Below are 17,459 nucleotides of genomic sequence, written 5' to 3'. Positions count from 1 at the left end.
AGACACCCATGAAAATCGTCACCAGCCTCAGCTTCCAGGGCCAGTGCCGCGAAGCCTTCGAGTTCTACGCCCGCGTGCTCGGCGGCAGGATCACCGCCGCCTACCCCTACGGCGACGCCCCGCCCGACATGCCCATCACCGACGAGAAGTACAGGTCGTGGCTGATGCACTGCTGGCTCGAAGTCGGCGACCAGGCCCTGATGGGCGCCGACATGGATGTCGGCTGGGCACCCGGCATCGACAAGCCCAAGAACGGCTTCGACGTCACCCTGCACACCGGGGACATCGAAGAGGCGCGGCGCTGGTACGGACAGCTGGCCGAGGGCGGCCGCGAGGTGATGCCGTTCGCCGAGACCTTCTGGTCGCCCGGCTATGGTGCGCTGGTGGACCGGTTCGGGGTGCCGTGGATGGTGAACACCGTTCCGGAAGAGAGCTGGAAGCCCGCACAGGGCTGAGCCGGCGCAGGCAGGAAAAAGCGCATACTCCGCGCAACCACTGCAACCGCAGTCGGCGCCAACGCGCGTGGAGGATCCAATGGCCAAGGGCCTGAACCAGAAGAAAGAACAGAAGAAGAAACCCGTAAAGACCTTGAAAGAGAAGCGGGCCGAAAAGCGCGACAAGAACGCGCCCAAGGTGTTTGCGCCGACCTGAGGGCGGACGGGCCCCCGTCAACCCGGCGGTGGAGCGGACGCTCCCGGGCGGACCGCACGTGCGACCGGAGCCATCGCCTCGAACACGCCGTCCCGCAGCACCCAGGCGTGGCGGAGGGCGGCCGACAGGTGCAGGAGCACGGTCGCGAACAGCAGATACCCCAGCGCTCCATGGGCCCAGCGCAGCGCGGCATAGAGCACAGTGTCCCTGGGCGCGATCGGTGGCAGCACCCAGTCACCGGCCATCCGCACCGGGTCCCCCGCAGCCGACAGCATGGCCCAGCCCAGCAGCGGCATCGCCAGCATCAGGCCGTACAGCAGCCAGTGCGAGGCGCGCGCGGCCCGCTGCTGCCAGCGAGGCACCGAAGCCGGCAGCGGGGGCGGCCGGTGGCGCAGGCGATGCGCCAGCCGCACCAGCGCCAGCACGAGGATCGCGATGCCCAGTGGCCGGTGCAGGTCCAGCAGCCACGGCCGCCCCGACAGCGACGCGACCATCCCTGCGCCCACGAACAGCATGGCCAGGATCATCAGCGCCATGGCCCAGTGCAACGCGCGCGCCAGCGGATCGAAGCGCCCCGCGGCGCGCGCGACAGTGGTGTCGGACGTGGTCATGGGCGCGGCTCCGGATGCGTGGCCTGGTCGGCATCGCCCAGCGCGATCTCCCGCTGGCGACGGTTGAACGAACGCGCGTACACCGACGAGCGCGCCGACAGGATCGGATCGCCCGAAGGCGCCACGCCGGCCGGCAGCACCAGAGGGTCGAAGTTGATGTCGCGGCAGGCACCCGTGGCCTGCGGCGTGGCGGCATCGAGTTCCAGCACGCCCACCACCACCTCCTCGCGATCCTCCGGCCATGGCCGCGAGGGATCGTCGACGGCATCCCCCGGTCCGGCGAGCGTGGCCACCATGTCCCAGCGCAGGGGTCCGCTGGCGAGGCGGCGCTCGAGATCGGTGACCAGGAAGTCGGGCCCGGCCGCCGCCCGCGCCCCGGCATCCAGCGCGGCGAACGGCGCCTGCGGCCGCATCGACCAGCGCACCGCGCGCCGCTGGCCGTCGGCGTCGATGAAGTAGAAGGCATTGACGCTGTTGTACTGCGTGTTGGCCCAGCTGTCGGACCACGGCGCCGACTTCGCCCAGGCCTGGAACGCCTGCGCGCGCGGATGGGCGGCCAGGAAGGCCGCCACCGCCGCCGGATCGGGCTTGCCGGTGGCCGGGTCGGGCGCGTTGGCGACCACCTGGCGATGGAACTCGCGCGGCGTGGCCACGGCCAGGAAGGGAAAGCTGTTCATCGCCATCCGCCACTGCGTCTCGCCCCTGCCCCCGAGCTGCAGGGCCAGGCTGCGCACGCGCGCAGCGGCATCGTCACCGAGGGGATCGCCGCCGCCGATCGACAGCCGCCCGGTCACCGCCACCGGCGGGCCCGCGAACGCCCCGGCGCGCGACAGCGCGCGCCCCGCCGCCGTGCCGAAGAAGCGTCCGCTGACGCACACCCCCTTCGGGTGCGCGCGCCGGAAGCCGGGGTGGCCCGGTCCGCCGGCTTCCATGGTGTCGAGGAAGCGCTGCGACGTCAGCCGCTCGGGGCCGATCCAGCCCGCGGTCCAGGCGAAGGCCGCCGCCCCCGCCAGGGCGATCGCGCCGATGCCGGCCAAGGCCGCGATCCGCCGCCCCGGCACGCCGCCCGCCTCCCCCGCCCCGGCGCGCGCGGGCCGCTCCGGGCCCGGTGGCTGTGCTTGCTGCGGATCGATCATGTCGGGGCTCCAGGATGCGCGCGCAGGGAGAGTATGCGCCCCCAGCCGAATAGCTCACCCCTTCCGCTCCAGGTAGCGGGCCGCCTCCTCCTCGTACGGTTCCAGCCCCGGCGCCAGGTGCGGCAGCAGCAGGCGCAGCCAGGCCCGGGTCACCCGCCGCATCTCGCGCGCGCAGCCCCGTGCGCGTGCCGGCGTGAGGTCGCCCGCATCGACCATGCCGGCGAACGCGGCCGGGTCGGTGCCGTAGATCAGGCACTGCAGATTGAAGTAGCGCTGCTCGCCCAGCGCATGCTCGTCGGCATAGGCGTCGAGGTTGTAGGCGCCGGTGCTGCGTGACAGCAGCCAGTCCGCCGCCATGCGCAGGTTGCCGATCACCTGCTCCGAAGTCTCGTCCAGGCCGGCGAAGCGCAGCATCAGGATCGCCGCCAGCTGGTCCACGGCATCCTCCTGGCGGCCGGTCACCGGCAGGTCCAGCAGGTCCACCAGCGCGTGCCCGGTTTCGTGCAGCACGATGAAGCGGATGTTGGCGCGCACATAGCGGAATGCATGCCCGTCATCCAGTCCGCCCTGGTCCTGCTGGGCCCGACCGCGTTCGTAGAGCGTGTGCAGGGTCTCGTAGCACAGCACCACCTCGGTGTCGTCCGGGCGGTAGAAGGAACCGAACTCACCGCACTCGGCGGTGACATAGCGCAGGCGTCGCGGGAGTACGAACATGCCGTCGATCGCCTGCACTTCCGGCAGGCGGCGCAGGAGGTCGGCGTCGCGGACGCGGACGTAGGTCTGCTCAAGGCCGGGCGATTGTGGCGGCGCGTAGGCGTACTCGAACTTCGGGACGACTGGCGCCGGAGCAGCGCCGGCCGGCTGTACCTTCGTGCGCACCACGGTGCGCGGCGACCCACCGGCGAGCCGGTGTTGCACGGTCTCGCGCATGCTGCGGTCGTTGACCAAGGGACCAGGAACCCCGGCACAGCCCGCGGCAACCGCCAGGGCCGTCAGCAGCGTGATCATTCTCATCTGTCCGACCAGCGTCCCCTGCACCGTCCACCAGCGAGTATGCGCCCACCCCAGTCCATCAGGCGGCGCCTGGTTGGCGTGAAGACGACACATGCGCACGGGTGACGCCGACGTGTCCGAACCCGCGGACCGCTAGCGTTCCCCCCTTGCGCGGGGTCCCGGAGCCTGTTCCGCCCCGCCCTGCCAACGGAGCGCCGCGCATGTCCACTGCCCACCCCCGCCTTGCCGCTGCCGCCCTGACGCTGTGCCTGCCCGCGACCCTCGTGGCCACCCTCCACGACGCCGAACCGTCCGCCACCGCTCCCGCCGCGAAATCGGTCCCCGCCACCGACCACTACCCCGGCTTCGACCTCACGGATCCGTACCGCAACCTCGAGGATCTCAAGGACCCGGACACGCAGGCCTGGATGAAGGCCCGGGCCGCCCACGCCCGCCGCGTGCTGGGGCGACAGCGGCACCGGGCGCCTGCTGTTCGACCAGCGCAGCACCGCGGACCGCACGTTCCGAGCGCGGCCCGGAGTGCGGCGCGTTCGGGGATCGCATCCGGATGTCCGAGACCTCCCAGGCGCGCATGGCGTCGGCCGCGTCGCGCCCTCCCCGAGCGGCCGGCGCGTCGCCGTGGGCATTGCGCCCAATGGCTCCGAACCGACGAGCGCATGCTGGTGCACCGCTTCAACGAAGCGGCTCCCGATACGCCAGCTGCCGAAGCCTGGCTGGACTCGCAGGCCTGGCTGCACCGCGTCGGCACGCCGATCGAACAGGACGTGCACGCTGCAAGCGGGCAGCCGGTGATCTACCGGCTGGACTACGCCAGCGGACATGGCGTCGGCTCGACGGCCGACGCGCAGAAGGACGAGTTCGCCGATGTCGGGGCGTTCGTGCTCGACGTGACGCGCACGCATGCAGCGGTCGCGCCCACCATGTGAACTGGATGATGCGAAGTCCACCGTCGCTCATGAGCTGGACTCCGCGCGCCGCTGCACGCCGTGGCCGCTGCGTCCGCAGGGTGGCGTTTGCCCCGTTGCGCGGCATCCCCCGCCGCGCGTCCCCCTGGAGGTTCCGCCATGCGTACCCTGTTCCTTGCGGCAAGCCTGCTCCTGCCCGCCCCCGTCCTGGCCGCGACGTCGGTCGACGTGGTCATGTCCGGGCTCGACAACCCCCGTGGCCTCGCCTTCGCCGCCAACGGCGACCTGTATGTCGCCGAGGCCGGCCGCGGTGGCACCCATCCCTGCCTCGAGGTGCGCGGCGTGGCGTTCTGCTACGGCCCCACCGGTGCCATCAGCCGTCTGCGCCACGGACGCCAGCAGCGCGTGGCGACCGGCCTGCCCTCGCTGTCGGATCCGGCCGGCGCCGAGGTCGGCGGCCCCAACGACATTTCCTTCCAGGGCGGGGTGGGCTACGTCACCGTGGGCCTCGCCGGCGTGGCGCCGGAACGGCGCGCCGAGCTGGGCACGGCTGGGCGCGCGCTGGGCCATCTGCTGCAGGTCACGCCCGCCGGCCAATGGCATGTCATCGCCGACATCTCGGCGCACGAGGCGGCCGAGAACCCGGCCGGCGGCGCCATCGAGACCAACCCCTTCGCGGTGCTCGCCGAGCCCGGCGCGCGGCTGGTGACCGATGCCGCCGGCAACTCGCTGCTGCGCGTGGCCGCCAGTGGCCGCATCCGCACCGTGGCCACGTTCGACTCGCGCCCGGCGGCCCCCACCGATGCCGTACCCACCGGCTTCGTGCGCGGTCCCGACGGCGCGCTGTACGTCGGCCAGCTCACGGGCGCGCCCTTCATCGAAGGCACCGCCAGCGTGTTCCGCGTCGTCGAAGGCGCCGCGCCCACGGTCTGGGCCACCGGCTTCAAGACCATCATCGACATCGGCTTCGGCGAGGACGGCAGCCTTTACGTGCTGCAGCACGCGACCGGCCCGATGTTCTTCGCCGGCCCCGGCCAGCTCATCCGGGTCGCGCCCGACGGCAGCCGCAGCCTGGTGCTCGGCGGCCTCGACCGGCCGACCGGCCTGGCCGTGGGCCCCGACGGCGCGCTGTATGTCAGCAACCGCGGCGTCACTGCGATGGCGGGCGAAGTGCTGCGCATCGTGCCCTGAGGCCGGTCCAGGGCAGCACGCGCAGGCCTCGCCGGCGCCAGCGCGTGCGGCCTTGACCGGTCCTGGCAGCCGACCGCAGAATGCCCGCCGAAGGGGAGTAGCTCCCGACGTGCAGGCCGTCATTTCGAGCAGCAATGCTCCGGTCCCACGGCAGCCCACCGGGCTGTGAGCAAGACCTTCGCCGCGATGGCGAAGGTGCGTCCCCGGATCTCCGAGCAAGGGTTCCGTGCCGCCCGAGTCCGCGGCAGTCCCCTCCCCTTGCCCGGAAACCCCGATGGAAACGATAGGCAATCCCTGGTTGTGGTCCGGCTTCGCCGGCCTGGTGCTGGTCGCGCTGATGGTGGACCTGGTGCTGATGCGCCACGGCGGCGCGCACAGGGTCACGTTCAAGGAAGCCGCGTGGTGGAGCCTGGGCTGGGTCGCCCTGGCCATGGCCTTCAACCTCGCCCTGTGGTGGTACCTCGGCCAGACCGCCGGCCCCGACGAGGCCCGGCGCGTGGGCCTAGAGTTCCTCACCGGCTACCTGGTGGAGAAGGCGCTGGCGGTCGACAACATCTTCGTCTTCCTGATGCTGATGACCTACTTCGCCGTGCCCGAGGAGCAGCGCCAGCGCGTGCTGGTGATCGGCATCCTCGGCGCGATCGTGCTGCGCGCGATCCTGATCTTCGCCGGCGCCGCGCTGCTGGCCCACTTCCACTGGATGCTCTACGTGTTCGGCGCTTTCCTGCTGCTGACCGGCGTCAAGATGTGGTTCGCCGCGGGCAAGGAGCCAAACCTCGAAAAAAATCCGGTGCTGCGCTGGATGACCTCGCACGTCCCCTTCGTGCGCCGCTACCACGGCGGCGCGCTGTGGCTGGGCCGCGGCAGCCGCCGCAAGTTCACCCCGCTGTTCATCGTGCTGGTGATGATCGGCATCACCGACGTGATCTTCGCGGTGGACTCGATCCCGGCGATCTTCGCCATCACCACCGACCCCTTCATCGTGCTGACCTCGAACGTGTTCGCGGTGCTGGGCCTGCGCGCGATGTTCTTCCTGCTGGCCGGCATGGCCGAGCGCTTCCACCTGCTGCCCTACGGCCTGGCGGTGGTGCTGGTGTTCATCGGCGCGAAGATGCTGCTGATCGACCTGTACAAGATCCCCGTGCTGTGGTCGCTGGGCGTGGTGGCGGTGATCCTGGCCGGCACGGTGGCGCTGAGCCTGGCGCGCCCGCGGAAGCCGCGTGCGTCCTGACCGGGCGCGCTCCATCGATGCCCGCCGGGGGTGCACCGGCCAGCGGGTACACTGCCGGCCCCCCGTCCGACGCCCCTGCCCATGTCCGATCCGGTCCGACTGGCGAAACGCCTCATCGCCCTCACCGGCTGCTCGCGCACCGAGGCCGAGCAGTACATCAAGGGTGGCTGGGTGTCGGTCGACGGACGCGTGGTCGAGAACCCGGCGCACCCGGTCACCGGCGAAACCATCGTGCTGGATCCGGCCGCCCGGCAGGAGGCGATCGAACCGGCCACCATCCTGCTGCACAAGCCCGTCGGCCATGACGCGATCAGCGGTCCCCGGCCCGCGGCCGACCTGGTGGCACGCGACAGCCGCTGGGCCGACGATCCCTCGGGCGTGCGCCTGCTGCAGCGCCATTTCCATCGCCTGACGCCGCTGATGCCGCTCGACGCCGAGGCCAGCGGCCTGATGGTGCTGACCCAGGACGGCCGGGTGTGGCGGCGGCTGACCGAGGACCGCGACGACATCGAACAGGAGTTCGTGGTCGAGGTCGCCGGCGAGATCGCTCCCTACGGACTGGCCCGCCTGCAGCACGGCCTCTCCTACGGCGGCCGCGCCCTGCCCCCGTGCAAGGTCAGCTGGCAGAACGAGGTCCGCCTGCGCTTCGCGATCAAGGGCGTCCAGGGCGGCCAGCTGCGCCACATGTGCGCGCAGGTGGGCCTGGACGTGGTGGCGATCCGGCGCATCCGCATCGGCAAGGTGGCGCTGGCGAAGATGCCGGTGGGCGAGTGGCGTTATCTGCCCGTAGGCGAGCGTTTCTGAGGACCGCTGTGCCGGGGCGTAGTTGGCCCCAATGCAGCGCGCCATCACTGGCGTCGGTCACCTCGCCTGCGAGAGCCGCAGGGCGCGAGGGTCCAGCGCATCGCCGGCAACGATCAGCAGGAACCGGCTGCCGATTGGCCACGCCGAAACACGGGTCGCCTTCCCGTTTCGACTGCGGGTGACATTCCTTGTCAGTGGGCACCCGGCTCAGGACCCTCGTTTCCAGCCGCTGCTCGCTCACTGGCCCCGACTTCGTCGCATGCTTCCGATCGCCTATAGTTTTTGCTCCACAGGGGGAGACACCATGAAACTTCTCGTTCGCGGCGCCGCCATCGCGGCCGCCCTGTTCCTGTCCGCCTGCGCCACCCACCAGGATGTAATGCTGGCGAAATCCGTGCCGCCGTCCATCGTGTCCATTGCCCAGGTTCCGGACGATGGCAACTCCGAGGCAATGGACGGCGCGCTGCGGAATGCGCTGGTCCAGAACGGCTTTACCGTCCGCGCACCGCTGCCCGCGGGCACTCGCCAGTCCGGCGAAGTCGACGGCATCGTGAATTACGTGGATGTCTGGCGCTGGGACATCGTGATGTACCTGCACTCTGTGGCGATCAAGATCTTCGACGCGCGAAACGGCGACCTGCTCGTCACCGGTGACTGGAAGAACTCCGCCTTTCATGGTTTCCAGGACGAAAAGAAGGTGGTCAGCGAACTTGTCGCGGAAATGACCTCCAGGCTGCGGGCCGCGACGCCGCGCGAGATATCCCGTGACACAGCGGCGGACACGCGGGCTGATGAGATGCTTGCAGCGGAGCCGAACGACGCGCCCTGACGTGCGAGCCACGCGTCCTCACAAGGAGGATCGTATGCGACGTCGAAAGAAAAGCGGTCTGGATGAAGTTGCATCATGGCCATGGCCGCTGGGGATCCTGGCTGGCATCGTCGCTTTCGTGGTCATCCGCTACGGGATAGGCGCCTATCTGTCGGCGGGCGGGCCGCTGCTTCGCCCCGTGGGACAACAGATCGGAGCCGTGCTGGCGCCCTTGGCGTGGATCGTGATGCTGGCCTGCTGGGCCGCCGCCGGCGGGTCCTGGGCGAACGCACAACGGCGACGCAACCTGCACGACACCCGCACCGGCCTCGACAGTCTGGCCGACATCTCGTGGCGTGAGTTCGAGATGCTGGTCGGCGAGTCGTATCGTCGCCAGGGTTACCAGGTCGTCGAGAACGGACTGGGCGGAAAGGACGGCGGCATCGACCTCATCCTGTCCAGGGACGGTCGTCGCGAACTCGTGCAGTGCAAGCAATGGAAGCGACGCCAGGTGAACGCCTCCACCGTACGTGAGATGTGGGGCCTGGTCGACCACCACCGCGCGGATGCGGTGCACATCGTCAGCGCCGGTGGTTTCACCGCTGATGCGGCGCGCTTTGCCCGTGGAAAGCCCATCTATCTGGTGACCGGAAGCGAGTTGATCGAGCGGATCCGGATGGCGCAGGAAATCGCTCGTATGGGCGAGCCAGCGATCTCGCCTGCGACCAGCCAGACGCTGGCCTGTCCTCTCTGCTCAGGCGCGATGGTCGAGCGGCGCAACCGCCGGACCGGTGAACGGTTCTTGGGCTGCGCGCGATTCCCGCAGTGCAAGGGAACGGCTCCGGCCTGATTCCGGTCGTGATGCCGACCTCGATCCGCAGTTGATCATCAAAGAACACAGCATTAATTACTTGATAATCAAATTTTCGTGCGTGCAGCCTTGTCACTGCCATGAATATCCATGGCGAACAAGGAGACAGCAATGAACGCGAACGTCATTCCGTGCACCGATACGCACGAAGAAGCTACCCCGCTCGGTGTCGCGAGCCTCGACACCAAGGGTGGCGCCCTCGTTGGCGAGGACGTCGGCAATCCCTACATCCCCGGGATCTCCGAGGATTGATGAGGAAAGCTTCTGCACTTTCGAAGCATTCCTGCACAGGAGACAGTCACCATGGAAACCACGTGGAACGAGAGCCTCCCAGTGGAGGCCACGGAAGAAGCCCGCTGCATCCTGGCCGTTGCCAGCGTCGAAACCAGAGGAGGGACTCTGATCGGCGAGGACATGGGCGGTTTCTGGTCCTTCGGAATCGCTCAGGACTGAGCGTGGAGGGGCGCACCGGTGCGCCCCTTCTTCTCTCTGGAGATTGACATGACCAGCTACCAGCTGCGGCCCAGCCTTTCGTTCTGCCATGCGGGCGGCAGGCTGATCTTCCTCGACGTCGAAGCTGATCGCTACCTCACGCTTCCACCCGCACAGGAACGGGCACTGATCGCGTACCTCGATGCCGGCCCTGCAGTCGGCATCGACGTGAGCGCACTCGTCGCAGGCAACGTACTGGTAAAGCGGCCCGATCGAGTCGTGGACGATTCACCCGAAGCCGCCGTGCCCGCTCGCAGCGCCATGGAGATCCCGATCCCGGATTCCCCGCCCCGTCTTCGGGACGCAGCGGATGTAATGACCCAGTGATTTCCTGCTCAGGTGCTACCTTTTCACGGAGAGCACGATGAGCCAAGTGATGGAAGAAGAGATCAAGCGTTGGACGGCACGGCGGAAGTCGGCGCTGGTTCTGGAGATCATCCAGGGCAAGACGACAGTGGCCGAGGCCAGCCGGCAGTTCGACCTGACGCCGTCCGAGATCGAGAGCTGGGTCGAGGACGGCAAGCGGGGGATGGAGAACGCCCTGCGGGCGAAGCCCGAGGACGTACGCGAACAGTACGAGCGTCAGCTCAAGGACCTCCAGGAAGCCTACGGCGAAGCCATGCTGGAGCTGCGCGCCCGAAAAAATTGGCGTCCCTGTTGGGCAAGGACGAGACCTGATGGTCTCGATCCAGCAGGGACTGCGGGACGATGGGTTCGAGGTCTCGATGGTGAAGCTGTGCCGGTGGTTCGGCGTGGCGCGGCGGACCGTGTACTACCAGCCGACCAAGGCGCCGCCCAAGGTCCGGCCGGAGCTGGCGGAGCCGATCAAGGCACTGATCGAGGCCGAGCCGTCGTTCGGCTACCGGACAGTGGCGGGGCTCCTGGACATGAACAAGAACACGGTACAGCGGATCTTCCAGCTGATGGGCTGGCAGGTCCGCAAACGGTCTGTTGGCTGTCGCCCCCGGATCCAGGCGTTGCCGTCGGTGGCGCAAGCGCCCGACGAACGTTGGGCGACCGACCTGTGCCGGATCTGGGGTGGCAGCGACAACTGGTTGACCTTGGCCCTGGTGATCGACTGCTATACCCGGCAGCTGCTCGGCTGGCATCTCTCGCGCAGCGGCAAGGCCAGCACCGCGGCCGCGGCACTGGAGCAGGCGCTGATCACCCGCTTCGGGACCCTCGGGCGGGTGCAGAGTCCCTTCCTGCTGCGCTCGGACAACGGCCTGGTGTTCACCAGCCGCGACTACACGCGGCTCGTGCGCAGCTACGGCCTGCGGCAGGAGTTCATCACCCCGCACTGCCCGCAGCAGAACGGCATGGTGGAGCGCGTCATCCGGACGCTGAAGGAGCAGTGCGCGCACCGCCACCGTTTCGAGAGCCAGCAGCACGCCAGCCGCGTCATTGGCGACTGGATCCAGTTCTACAACCACCGGCGCCCGCACCAGGCGCTGGGCATGAAGACCCCCGCCGAGGCTTATGCTTTAGCGGCCTGACCTGTGCAGAAACCGCTGGGTCATTACACGGAAGTCGTTGCGATCGTTCTCGCAGCGAAGCTCAGATTGGAGCTGCTTCCGTTCGCGCAGGTTCTCGACAGGGTGGCCCGGGGCCGACGCAGCGCTGGCGTCTGGAACGCTTCATCTCCCGCCCCCGAAGAGGATCGCCTCATTCGTGCAGCAGCGGTGTTCCGGCAAGTCCGGCTGTTCGTGCCAGTGGGAATGCGCTGCCTGATCGACTCCCTGGCGCTTGTGAAGTTTCTGCAGAAACGAAAACTGCACGCCAACATCGTCTTCGGTGTCGCCATCGACCCGTTTTCCGCCCACTGCTGGGTACAGGCAGGAGACCTTGTCCTGAACGACACCTTGGGGAATGTCGCCTCCCACATTCCGATCCGGGTCGTCTGATGTATCGCTACATTGCCCTGCCCCACACAGACGGCGCGAACGGCGGCGATGTCGCCGTCATCGACCGGCTGCGTCAGGCGGGGCTGGACAATGCACAGGCACTCGCGTCGCACACGGTGATCGTTGCTCCAGGCACGCCGCTCCTTCACATCCGACCCAACGCCGTGCTTGTCGGCCATGTTTTCTGGCGCAGCAGCGGAACGCCTGTTGGCGATTCCGGATGCTTCGAGAACGTGGAGTTCGAACGCCTCGTCAATCGGTTGATCGAGGAATGCTGGGGAGAGTACATCCTGCTGCACGACGGGGACGGGGGCGCTCTTTCCGCGTTGCGCGACCCTTCGGGTGGCGCTGGCTGCTACTACTCCTGCGAGGGCGGCTTCGTGACCTCGGACATTTCATTGGCCATCCGCGCCGGAATCCATGGCGGGAGCATCGACTGGGACTTCATCTCCGAGACATTGGCCTATCCCCATCTCAAGACGGGACGGACCGGCCTTTCCGGGGTACAGGAACTACTTCCAGGCCGCGTGCTGAATATCCTGGACCGGCGCGCTGCCACGGCGGAATCCTGGACACCCTGGGACTTTGTTGCCGCCCACCAGCGCTATCGACATCCCCGGGACGCCCAGGAAGACGTTCGCCAAGTGGTGAGTTCAGCGGTCCGTACCTGGGCCGAGACCGATCGCACACTGCTGCTGGAGCTGTCCGGAGGACTGGATTCCTCCATCGTTGCCGCCTGCCTGCTCGAGGCGGACTCCGAGGTGAACTGCTGCAATCTCGTCACGCCCGTGCCCGGTGCTGATGAGCGGCGATATGCAGGACTGATGTCCGATCTGCTTGGCTTCGAGATCCACGTCCGATCGCTGCGCATCGAAGACGCGGAGTTCGAGTTCCCGCCACCCTCCCATGCAGCGGTGCCGAGCACCTGGTTCCTCCAGCATGCATCCAACCGGCTCAAGGAGACTATCGGCCGCCAGCTCGACGTCAACAGCTACTTTTCAGGTGGCGGTGGGGACACGGTTTTCGGTTACACCAAGACAGCCGCCCCGGCGGCCGATGCGTTCCGTGAGCGCGGCTTCCGTGCCGGAATCCGGACCATCCGCGACCTGGCCGAACTGCATCAATGTACCGTCTGGAAGGTCGCACGGCTGGCGGCAAGAAAGCTCAGGGGGCCACCGAAGCCTCCGCGGAAACCCGACCACTCGTTCCTGCGTCATGCCATCGATCTGGACGCATCGACGCTGCACCCGTGGTTCGATGCCCCGGCCGGCGCACTTTCCGGAGACCGTGAGCGCATCTTCGATCTCGCCGGCAACCAGGGCTTCCGGGACGGCGCCGCCCGGGGCGGACGAAGGCACCTGCGCATGCCCCTGCTCTCCCAGCCGGTGATGGAGGCCTGCCTGAAGGTGCCCAGCTGGATGTGGTTCACGGGCGGCCGCAACAGGGCCATCGCCCGCGACGCGTTCGTGGACCTCCTGCCACCGGACATCCTGTACCGCCGCAGCAAGGGCACTTTCATGAACTACTCCGGCGCGGTGTACCGCCACAACAGGCGCCGGCTCCGTGACTATCTCCTCGCGGGTGAACTTTCCGGTCGCGGATTCCTGGACACGGATGCCTTGCACGCCTTCTTCAACCAGAACCCCGACACCCAGGGCGACGCCTTCATGCGGATCTTCGACCTGTGCGAGGTCGAGAACTGGGTCCGCCACCAGGCCAGGACCCAGCACTGAAGCCGGTCGCGAAGTCAGGGTTTATCCGCCGCACTCTTCCCCGACTCCGCCCGCATCTCCCTCCACCTCGCGTACTGGGCCTGCTTCGACGCCGCCCCGTCCTCATACCCCTGCAGCCAGAACCTGAACCAGTCGACGTTCCTCTCGTACGCGGCCAGCTTGTGTCTCGGCTGGAACTTCTGGTGGGGCTCGTGGGAAAACACGTAGACATCGGCTCGGTGCGTCCGCATCAGCGGGATCACGTAATCCAGGGCGTACATGTATTCCTGCTCCGGCAGCTGGAAGAGGATCGGCGCACGCACACGGTCCAGCTTTAACGCGGGTGAGATTTCCCGCCACCGCTCCGGAGTTTCTTCGGGATCCCCCAGACCCCACATATCCCGCAGGCTGCCGAAGAACATCTCGCCCTTCATTGTCACCGCCGACGTAAAACTGACCCACCCGCGCCGATGTAAATCTGACCCACCCGGGCGAGGATGGCGGTCTTTTGGAGGCCGCCTGGATGTTAGCCCAGGAGGAAGCAGTGGAAGTCAGAGTGATGGCCCGTCAGGGCAAGGGGATCCGGGAGATCGCACGCGATCTAGGGGTGTCTCGGAACACGGTTCGGCGGTACCTGCGAGGCGCCCAGGCGCAGTACACGCCACGGCCCAAGCGGCCGACCAAGTTGGCGCCGTATGAGGACTACGTCCGGGCACGATTGGCCGCGGCCCAGCCGGATGTGATCCCGGCGACGGTGCTGATGCGCGAGTTGGCCGAGCAGGGCTACACCGGCGGCATCAGCCAGCTCAAGGCGTTCATGGCGCCGCTGCGTCGTGCAGCAGCCGACCCGGTGGTGCGCTTTGAGACGGCGCCGGGCGAGCAGATGCAGGCGGACTTCACCACCGTGCGGCGCGGTCGTGACCGACTGGTGGCCTTCGTGGCCACGCTCGGCTACAGCCGCACGACCTACGTGCGCTTTGGCGAAGAAGAGAGTTTCCCGGCGTGGGAGGCCGGGCTGGTCGGCGCGTTCGACTACTTTGGCGGCGTGCCACAGCACGTCCTGTTCGACAACGCCAAGCCGGTGCTGCTGGATCGCGACGTGTACGGCCCTGGCCAGCATCGCTGGAACCCGCAGATGCTGGATCTGGCCGAGCAATGCGCCTTCACCCCTCGCGCGTGCCGGCCCTACCGTGCCCGCACCAAGGGCAAGGTGGAGCGCTTCAACGGCTACCTGAAGGGCAGCTTCGTGGTCCCGCTAACGGCCACTCTGCGCAGCGGCGGACTGGTGCTGGACGTGCACACAGCCAACCGGGAGGTGCGCCGCTGGCTGGATGACGTAGCCAACCGTCGGACCCACGGCACCACCCAGGCCCGTCCCTGCGACCTGCTGGTGCACGAGCACCAACACTTGCAGCCGCTGCCAGAGGCTGTGATGTCGAGGGTGCTGCCCCCACCGCCGACCGCCCGGGTGCTCCCGTTCCCGTCGATCCAGCACCCGCTGTCGGTCTACGGCGAGCTGATGGAGGCGATGGCATGAACCTGCAGCACGACACGGTGCAGGCGCTGTGCGAGCAACTGCGCTTGCCGGCGATCGCCGCCCAGTGGCCAGCCCTGGCCCAACATGCGGTCGCCAACGAGGCCAGTTATGGGGACTTCCTGGAGCAGGCGCTGCAGGCCGAGATGGCGGCCCGCACCGAGCGCACCCGCCAGACCCTGCAGAAGCTGGCCACTCTGCCCTCGGTCAAGACGCTGGAGGCGTTCGACTTCGGCTTCGCAGCCGGCGTCTCCAAGCCCCAGGTCATGGAGTTGGCCAGTCTGGCCTTCATCGAGCGGGCCGAAAACGTGGTGCTGCTGGGCCCGTCTGGCGTGGGCAAAACGCACTTGGCGATCGCGCTGGCCATGCGCGCCGTCCACGCCGGCATCAAGACCCGGTTCCTGTCAGCCGCCGACCTGATGCTGCAGCTGGCATCGGCCAACGGCCAAGGGCGGCTGCGCGAGTACTTCAACCGCGCCGTGCTGGGGCCACGGTTGCTGATCGTCGACGAGCTCGGCTACCTGCCGTTCGGCCGCGAGGAAGCCAGCCTGTTCTTCAACGTCGTCGCCAAGCGCTATGAGCGCGGCAGCATGATCCTGACCAGCAACCTGCCGTTCCCGCAGTGGGCCGGCGCTTTGGCCGACGACGCCACGCTGACCGCGGCCCTGCTGGACCGGCTGCTGCACCACGCCCACATCGTGCAGATCACCGGCGACAGCTACAGGCTGAAGGACAAGAGAAAGGCCGGAACCATCCGGCCGCAAAGCACCACTTGAGCGCCCGAGGTGGGTCAGATTTCAATCGGCGATAACGGGCCAAAGTGGGTCAGATTTCAGTCGGCGTTGACATTCATGCTTCCGATCAGGTAATACAGCGGCGACACGACGGGATTTGCGACCGACGCGGCAGCCAGCACGTCCGAGCCCGTGACAGTCCACAGCGTCACGGCGCCGCCGAAGCTCAGGCCGCCCATGCCCACTCGCGCCTGGTCGATTTCGCCCTCAGCGGCCAGCATGTCGACGGCACTCTCGACGGCCGCCATGCCTTCCCCGTGCCGCTCCACCGCGTCCATCGTGTATCCCGGCAGGCGGTTGATGCACAGGGCCGAAATTCCGGCCTGCGCCAGCGAGGCCAGGGGCCACTCGTCCCCGACCCCGCCGCGCACGAAACCCGGACAGCTGTAATAGGTGACGAACAATGGTGGCGGAGTGCCGCCAACGTGGCGCGCGGCGTAGAACTGCCCGGTGAACCGCCGGCCTTGCGCATCCGCCCACCGCAGCAGCCGCGCCGGCGCCTCCAGGGCCAGGTCCTTTGCCAGCGCCTCGTTCGGCTCGAAGAGGACGTGGCGCGTTCCGTTTTCAAGATCGATCCGTTCCAGCCTGGGCAGACGATCGGCCTCGGCCGCCACGCACACCAGATGCGCGGGCGAAATGCCGCAGCGGGACGAAGGATCACGCCCGCCGCCCAGCAGCCCCTGCGCACGAACAACCTCGAAGACCCCACCGTCGCGCACGTTCCACCGGTACATCGACTGAGCCAGTCCTTCCGCAGGATCAGTGACGGTGAACACGACCTCGTCGTGCATAGGCCGCCACTGGATACCGCTGATGGCCCTGGCCGTGCACAGCTCCGCACGGCAGTGAACAGCACCCGCGGCATCCCCGGCAGGCAGCACCGACAGCAGCACGTCGGGCCGCTCCAGCTGCCCGGTGCCATCACCGACGCGCGTCAGGATGGCGACCCATTGGCCTCCCGCATTCCGGGCGTGCTGCCAGGGATCCCCTTCCATTTCCGGCAAGCCCAGCGCCGTCGGCGGCGGACCCTTCACTTCCGCGGCGGCCAGCGCCCGCTTCGCACCCGTCGCAAGGTCGATCTCGTACCAGCGGTCCGGGGTTTCTCCGAGCAGCGGCATGCGTGAGAACCAGATGCTGCCGAAGCGCTGCGTTGCCAGGCGCCCTTCCACGTTGCCCGAGCGGAACAACCCCTGCCCGATCGGCACGGTGCCATCGATGTGGGTGCCGCGCTCGTAGTCCTCCTGCTCGGCCGCCAGCACCTCCTCGCGCGTCGCGCCTACGCTGTAGCGGATCGAACCGCCATCGCCAGACAACGAGAAGTCCCGCACGTCGGCCGAGTCCCGAGTGACCCGCCCGGCCTGCGATCCGTCCGCCGCCGCCCGCCAAACGTCGACCCTCCCGTCCAGCAATGCCCGGTAGTAGATCCATCGGCCGTCGGGCGACCAGAGCGCCGCCACCGGCAGGGATACTCCCGCCGAATCCCGCAGCGGCACCCCGCCCTCTGCCACGCGCCGCGGCGCGGCCTCGTCCAGACCCTGCACGTACCAGACCGAACCCCAGGTGTTGCGCTCGACCGAGGCGCGCTCGACGCGGAACGCCACGCTGCGCCCATCCGGAGAGATCACCGGGCTGCCGATCTCCGCCACTTCCAGCAGTTGCCGTGGCGAAACCGCTTCGGCCCACGAACCACAGGCACAGACGCACACCATGGCGCCCGCCAGCAGGCGCCTCCACATCAGTTCCAGCATGAGCTTCTCCTCCGCTGCCGCCCGCGGAGCGGGCAGCGCGATCAACCCGAAGG

Annotated in this window: 20 protein-coding genes and 1 pseudogene; 16 read left to right on the top strand and 5 right to left on the bottom strand. The window is 68.3% G+C overall.

Translation table 11 applies throughout. The features are described from left to right. The first annotated feature begins 8 nt into the window (after nucleotides 1–8). Nucleotides 9–455: a VOC family protein gene (locus FPZ22_RS12290; protein WP_144893381.1), complete on the top strand. Its 447-nt coding sequence runs from the start codon at nucleotides 9–11 to the stop codon at nucleotides 453–455. A 213-nt stretch (nucleotides 456–668) separates the two neighbouring features. Here FPZ22_RS12290 and FPZ22_RS12285 read toward each other — a convergent pair whose 3' ends face one another. From FPZ22_RS12285 to FPZ22_RS12275, 3 genes are all read right to left on the bottom strand, one after another. Beyond that, nucleotides 669–1,262 (bottom strand): cytochrome b, encoded by a 594-nt coding sequence (locus FPZ22_RS12285; protein ID WP_144893379.1) that lies wholly within the window; start codon nucleotides 1,260–1,262, stop codon nucleotides 669–671. Then, the gene (locus FPZ22_RS12280) at nucleotides 1,259–2,308 is read right to left on the bottom strand and encodes a catalase family peroxidase (RefSeq protein ID WP_246121109.1); all 1,050 of its coding nucleotides are present in this window, start codon (nucleotides 2,306–2,308) and stop codon (nucleotides 1,259–1,261) included. Before FPZ22_RS12280 ends, FPZ22_RS12285 begins: the two co-directional genes overlap by 4 nt. 144 nt (nucleotides 2,309–2,452) lie before the next feature. Then, nucleotides 2,453–3,406, bottom strand: a complete 954-nt coding sequence (locus tag FPZ22_RS12275; protein ID WP_246120737.1) for a DUF4344 domain-containing metallopeptidase — start codon at nucleotides 3,404–3,406, stop codon at nucleotides 2,453–2,455. A gap of 662 nt (nucleotides 3,407–4,068) precedes the next feature. Here FPZ22_RS12275 and FPZ22_RS14130 point away from each other — a divergent pair. From FPZ22_RS14130 to FPZ22_RS12215, 13 genes and pseudogenes are all read left to right on the top strand, one after another. After that, nucleotides 4,069–4,338, top strand: a complete 270-nt coding sequence (locus FPZ22_RS14130; RefSeq protein ID WP_246120736.1) for a hypothetical protein — start codon at nucleotides 4,069–4,071, stop codon at nucleotides 4,336–4,338. 138 nt (nucleotides 4,339–4,476) lie between these two features. After that, entirely contained in the window at nucleotides 4,477–5,508 is a 1,032-nt protein-coding gene (locus FPZ22_RS12265; RefSeq protein ID WP_144893373.1) for a ScyD/ScyE family protein, read from the top strand. A gap of 274 nt (nucleotides 5,509–5,782) precedes the next feature. Then, nucleotides 5,783–6,739 (top strand): TerC family protein, encoded by a 957-nt coding sequence (locus FPZ22_RS12260; protein ID WP_144893371.1) that lies wholly within the window; start codon nucleotides 5,783–5,785, stop codon nucleotides 6,737–6,739. Between the two features lie 81 nt (nucleotides 6,740–6,820). Next, the gene (locus FPZ22_RS12255) at nucleotides 6,821–7,543 is read left to right on the top strand and encodes an rRNA pseudouridine synthase (protein ID WP_144893369.1); all 723 of its coding nucleotides are present in this window, start codon (nucleotides 6,821–6,823) and stop codon (nucleotides 7,541–7,543) included. Between the two features lie 304 nt (nucleotides 7,544–7,847). Beyond that, on the top strand, nucleotides 7,848–8,372 hold the full coding sequence (locus FPZ22_RS12250) for a hypothetical protein (protein ID WP_144893367.1): 525 nt from the start codon (nucleotides 7,848–7,850) through the stop codon (nucleotides 8,370–8,372). A gap of 34 nt (nucleotides 8,373–8,406) precedes the next feature. After that, the gene (locus tag FPZ22_RS12245; protein WP_144893365.1) at nucleotides 8,407–9,201 is read left to right on the top strand and encodes a restriction endonuclease; all 795 of its coding nucleotides are present in this window, start codon (nucleotides 8,407–8,409) and stop codon (nucleotides 9,199–9,201) included. 132 nt (nucleotides 9,202–9,333) lie between these two features. Continuing rightward, nucleotides 9,334–9,474, top strand: a complete 141-nt coding sequence (locus FPZ22_RS12240) for a benenodin family lasso peptide (RefSeq protein ID WP_144893363.1) — start codon at nucleotides 9,334–9,336, stop codon at nucleotides 9,472–9,474. A 51-nt stretch (nucleotides 9,475–9,525) separates the two neighbouring features. Then, nucleotides 9,526–9,675 carry a hypothetical protein gene (locus FPZ22_RS13815; protein WP_210412672.1) on the top strand — a complete coding sequence of 50 codons (150 nt, stop codon included), beginning with the start codon at nucleotides 9,526–9,528 and terminating at the stop codon, nucleotides 9,673–9,675. A gap of 48 nt (nucleotides 9,676–9,723) precedes the next feature. Then, nucleotides 9,724–10,041: a hypothetical protein gene (locus FPZ22_RS12235; RefSeq protein ID WP_144893361.1), complete on the top strand. Its 318-nt coding sequence runs from the start codon at nucleotides 9,724–9,726 to the stop codon at nucleotides 10,039–10,041. A gap of 37 nt (nucleotides 10,042–10,078) precedes the next feature. After that, nucleotides 10,079–10,392 (top strand): annotated as a pseudogene (locus FPZ22_RS14245) (DUF1153 domain-containing protein). Beyond that, complete coding sequence (locus FPZ22_RS12225) at nucleotides 10,392–11,210, top strand: IS3 family transposase (RefSeq protein WP_168198922.1); 819 nt, start codon at nucleotides 10,392–10,394, stop codon at nucleotides 11,208–11,210. The pseudogene FPZ22_RS14245 and the gene FPZ22_RS12225 overlap by 1 nt, the downstream one beginning before the upstream one ends. Before the next feature lie 3 nt (nucleotides 11,211–11,213). Continuing rightward, nucleotides 11,214–11,618, top strand: a complete 405-nt coding sequence (locus FPZ22_RS12220) for a lasso peptide biosynthesis B2 protein (RefSeq protein ID WP_144893342.1) — start codon at nucleotides 11,214–11,216, stop codon at nucleotides 11,616–11,618. After that, nucleotides 11,618–13,351: an asparagine synthase-related protein gene (locus tag FPZ22_RS12215; RefSeq protein WP_144893340.1), complete on the top strand. Its 1,734-nt coding sequence runs from the start codon at nucleotides 11,618–11,620 to the stop codon at nucleotides 13,349–13,351. Before FPZ22_RS12220 ends, FPZ22_RS12215 begins: the two co-directional genes overlap by 1 nt. Before the next feature lie 14 nt (nucleotides 13,352–13,365). Here FPZ22_RS12215 and FPZ22_RS12210 read toward each other — a convergent pair whose 3' ends face one another. After that, complete coding sequence (locus FPZ22_RS12210) at nucleotides 13,366–13,764, bottom strand: hypothetical protein (protein WP_210412671.1); 399 nt, start codon at nucleotides 13,762–13,764, stop codon at nucleotides 13,366–13,368. 89 nt (nucleotides 13,765–13,853) lie between these two features. On the opposite strand from FPZ22_RS12210, the gene istA reads away from it, so the two are divergent. Continuing rightward, nucleotides 13,854–14,867, top strand: coding sequence for an IS21 family transposase (gene istA / locus FPZ22_RS12205; RefSeq protein ID WP_144891714.1), 1,014 nt, complete (start codon nucleotides 13,854–13,856; stop codon nucleotides 14,865–14,867). Beyond that, nucleotides 14,864–15,640: an IS21-like element helper ATPase IstB gene (gene istB / locus FPZ22_RS12200; RefSeq protein ID WP_144891716.1), complete on the top strand. Its 777-nt coding sequence runs from the start codon at nucleotides 14,864–14,866 to the stop codon at nucleotides 15,638–15,640. The genes istA and istB overlap by 4 nt, the downstream gene beginning before the upstream one ends. 56 nt (nucleotides 15,641–15,696) lie before the next feature. Here istB and FPZ22_RS12195 read toward each other — a convergent pair whose 3' ends face one another. Then, nucleotides 15,697–17,406, bottom strand: a complete 1,710-nt coding sequence (locus tag FPZ22_RS12195; RefSeq protein ID WP_144893338.1) for an Atxe2 family lasso peptide isopeptidase — start codon at nucleotides 17,404–17,406, stop codon at nucleotides 15,697–15,699. Nucleotides 17,407–17,459: the final 53 nt, after the last annotated feature.

It is taken from the genome of Luteimonas granuli, assembly GCF_007795095.1.
Lineage (GTDB): Bacteria > Pseudomonadota > Gammaproteobacteria > Xanthomonadales > Xanthomonadaceae > Luteimonas > Luteimonas granuli.
This window is presented reverse-complemented; position numbering and strand designations above follow the sequence as displayed.

Excerpts from the sequence above, each read along its gene's own strand:
- FPZ22_RS12290 (WP_144893381.1), top strand. The coding sequence starts at position 9 with ATGAAAATCGTCACCAGCCTCAGCTTCCAGGGCCAGTGCCGCGAAGCC.
- FPZ22_RS12285 (WP_144893379.1), bottom strand. The coding sequence starts at position 1,262 with ATGACCACGTCCGACACCACTGTCGCGCGCGCCGCGGGGCGCTTCGAT.
- FPZ22_RS12275 (WP_246120737.1), bottom strand. The coding sequence starts at position 3,406 with ATGATCACGCTGCTGACGGCCCTGGCGGTTGCCGCGGGCTGTGCCGGG.
- FPZ22_RS14130 (WP_246120736.1), top strand. The coding sequence starts at position 4,069 with ATGCTGGTGCACCGCTTCAACGAAGCGGCTCCCGATACGCCAGCTGCC.
- FPZ22_RS12265 (WP_144893373.1), top strand. The coding sequence starts at position 4,477 with ATGCGTACCCTGTTCCTTGCGGCAAGCCTGCTCCTGCCCGCCCCCGTC.
- FPZ22_RS12260 (WP_144893371.1), top strand. The coding sequence starts at position 5,783 with ATGGAAACGATAGGCAATCCCTGGTTGTGGTCCGGCTTCGCCGGCCTG.
- FPZ22_RS12255 (WP_144893369.1), top strand. The coding sequence starts at position 6,821 with ATGTCCGATCCGGTCCGACTGGCGAAACGCCTCATCGCCCTCACCGGC.
- FPZ22_RS12250 (WP_144893367.1), top strand. The coding sequence starts at position 7,848 with ATGAAACTTCTCGTTCGCGGCGCCGCCATCGCGGCCGCCCTGTTCCTG.
- FPZ22_RS12245 (WP_144893365.1), top strand. The coding sequence starts at position 8,407 with ATGCGACGTCGAAAGAAAAGCGGTCTGGATGAAGTTGCATCATGGCCA.
- FPZ22_RS12240 (WP_144893363.1), top strand. The coding sequence starts at position 9,334 with ATGAACGCGAACGTCATTCCGTGCACCGATACGCACGAAGAAGCTACC.
- FPZ22_RS13815 (WP_210412672.1), top strand. The coding sequence starts at position 9,526 with ATGGAAACCACGTGGAACGAGAGCCTCCCAGTGGAGGCCACGGAAGAA.
- FPZ22_RS12235 (WP_144893361.1), top strand. The coding sequence starts at position 9,724 with ATGACCAGCTACCAGCTGCGGCCCAGCCTTTCGTTCTGCCATGCGGGC.
- FPZ22_RS12225 (WP_168198922.1), top strand. The coding sequence starts at position 10,392 with ATGGTCTCGATCCAGCAGGGACTGCGGGACGATGGGTTCGAGGTCTCG.
- FPZ22_RS12215 (WP_144893340.1), top strand. The coding sequence starts at position 11,618 with ATGTATCGCTACATTGCCCTGCCCCACACAGACGGCGCGAACGGCGGC.
- FPZ22_RS12210 (WP_210412671.1), bottom strand. The coding sequence starts at position 13,764 with ATGAAGGGCGAGATGTTCTTCGGCAGCCTGCGGGATATGTGGGGTCTG.
- istA (WP_144891714.1), top strand. The coding sequence starts at position 13,854 with ATGTTAGCCCAGGAGGAAGCAGTGGAAGTCAGAGTGATGGCCCGTCAG.
- istB (WP_144891716.1), top strand. The coding sequence starts at position 14,864 with ATGAACCTGCAGCACGACACGGTGCAGGCGCTGTGCGAGCAACTGCGC.
- FPZ22_RS12195 (WP_144893338.1), bottom strand. The coding sequence starts at position 17,406 with ATGCTGGAACTGATGTGGAGGCGCCTGCTGGCGGGCGCCATGGTGTGC.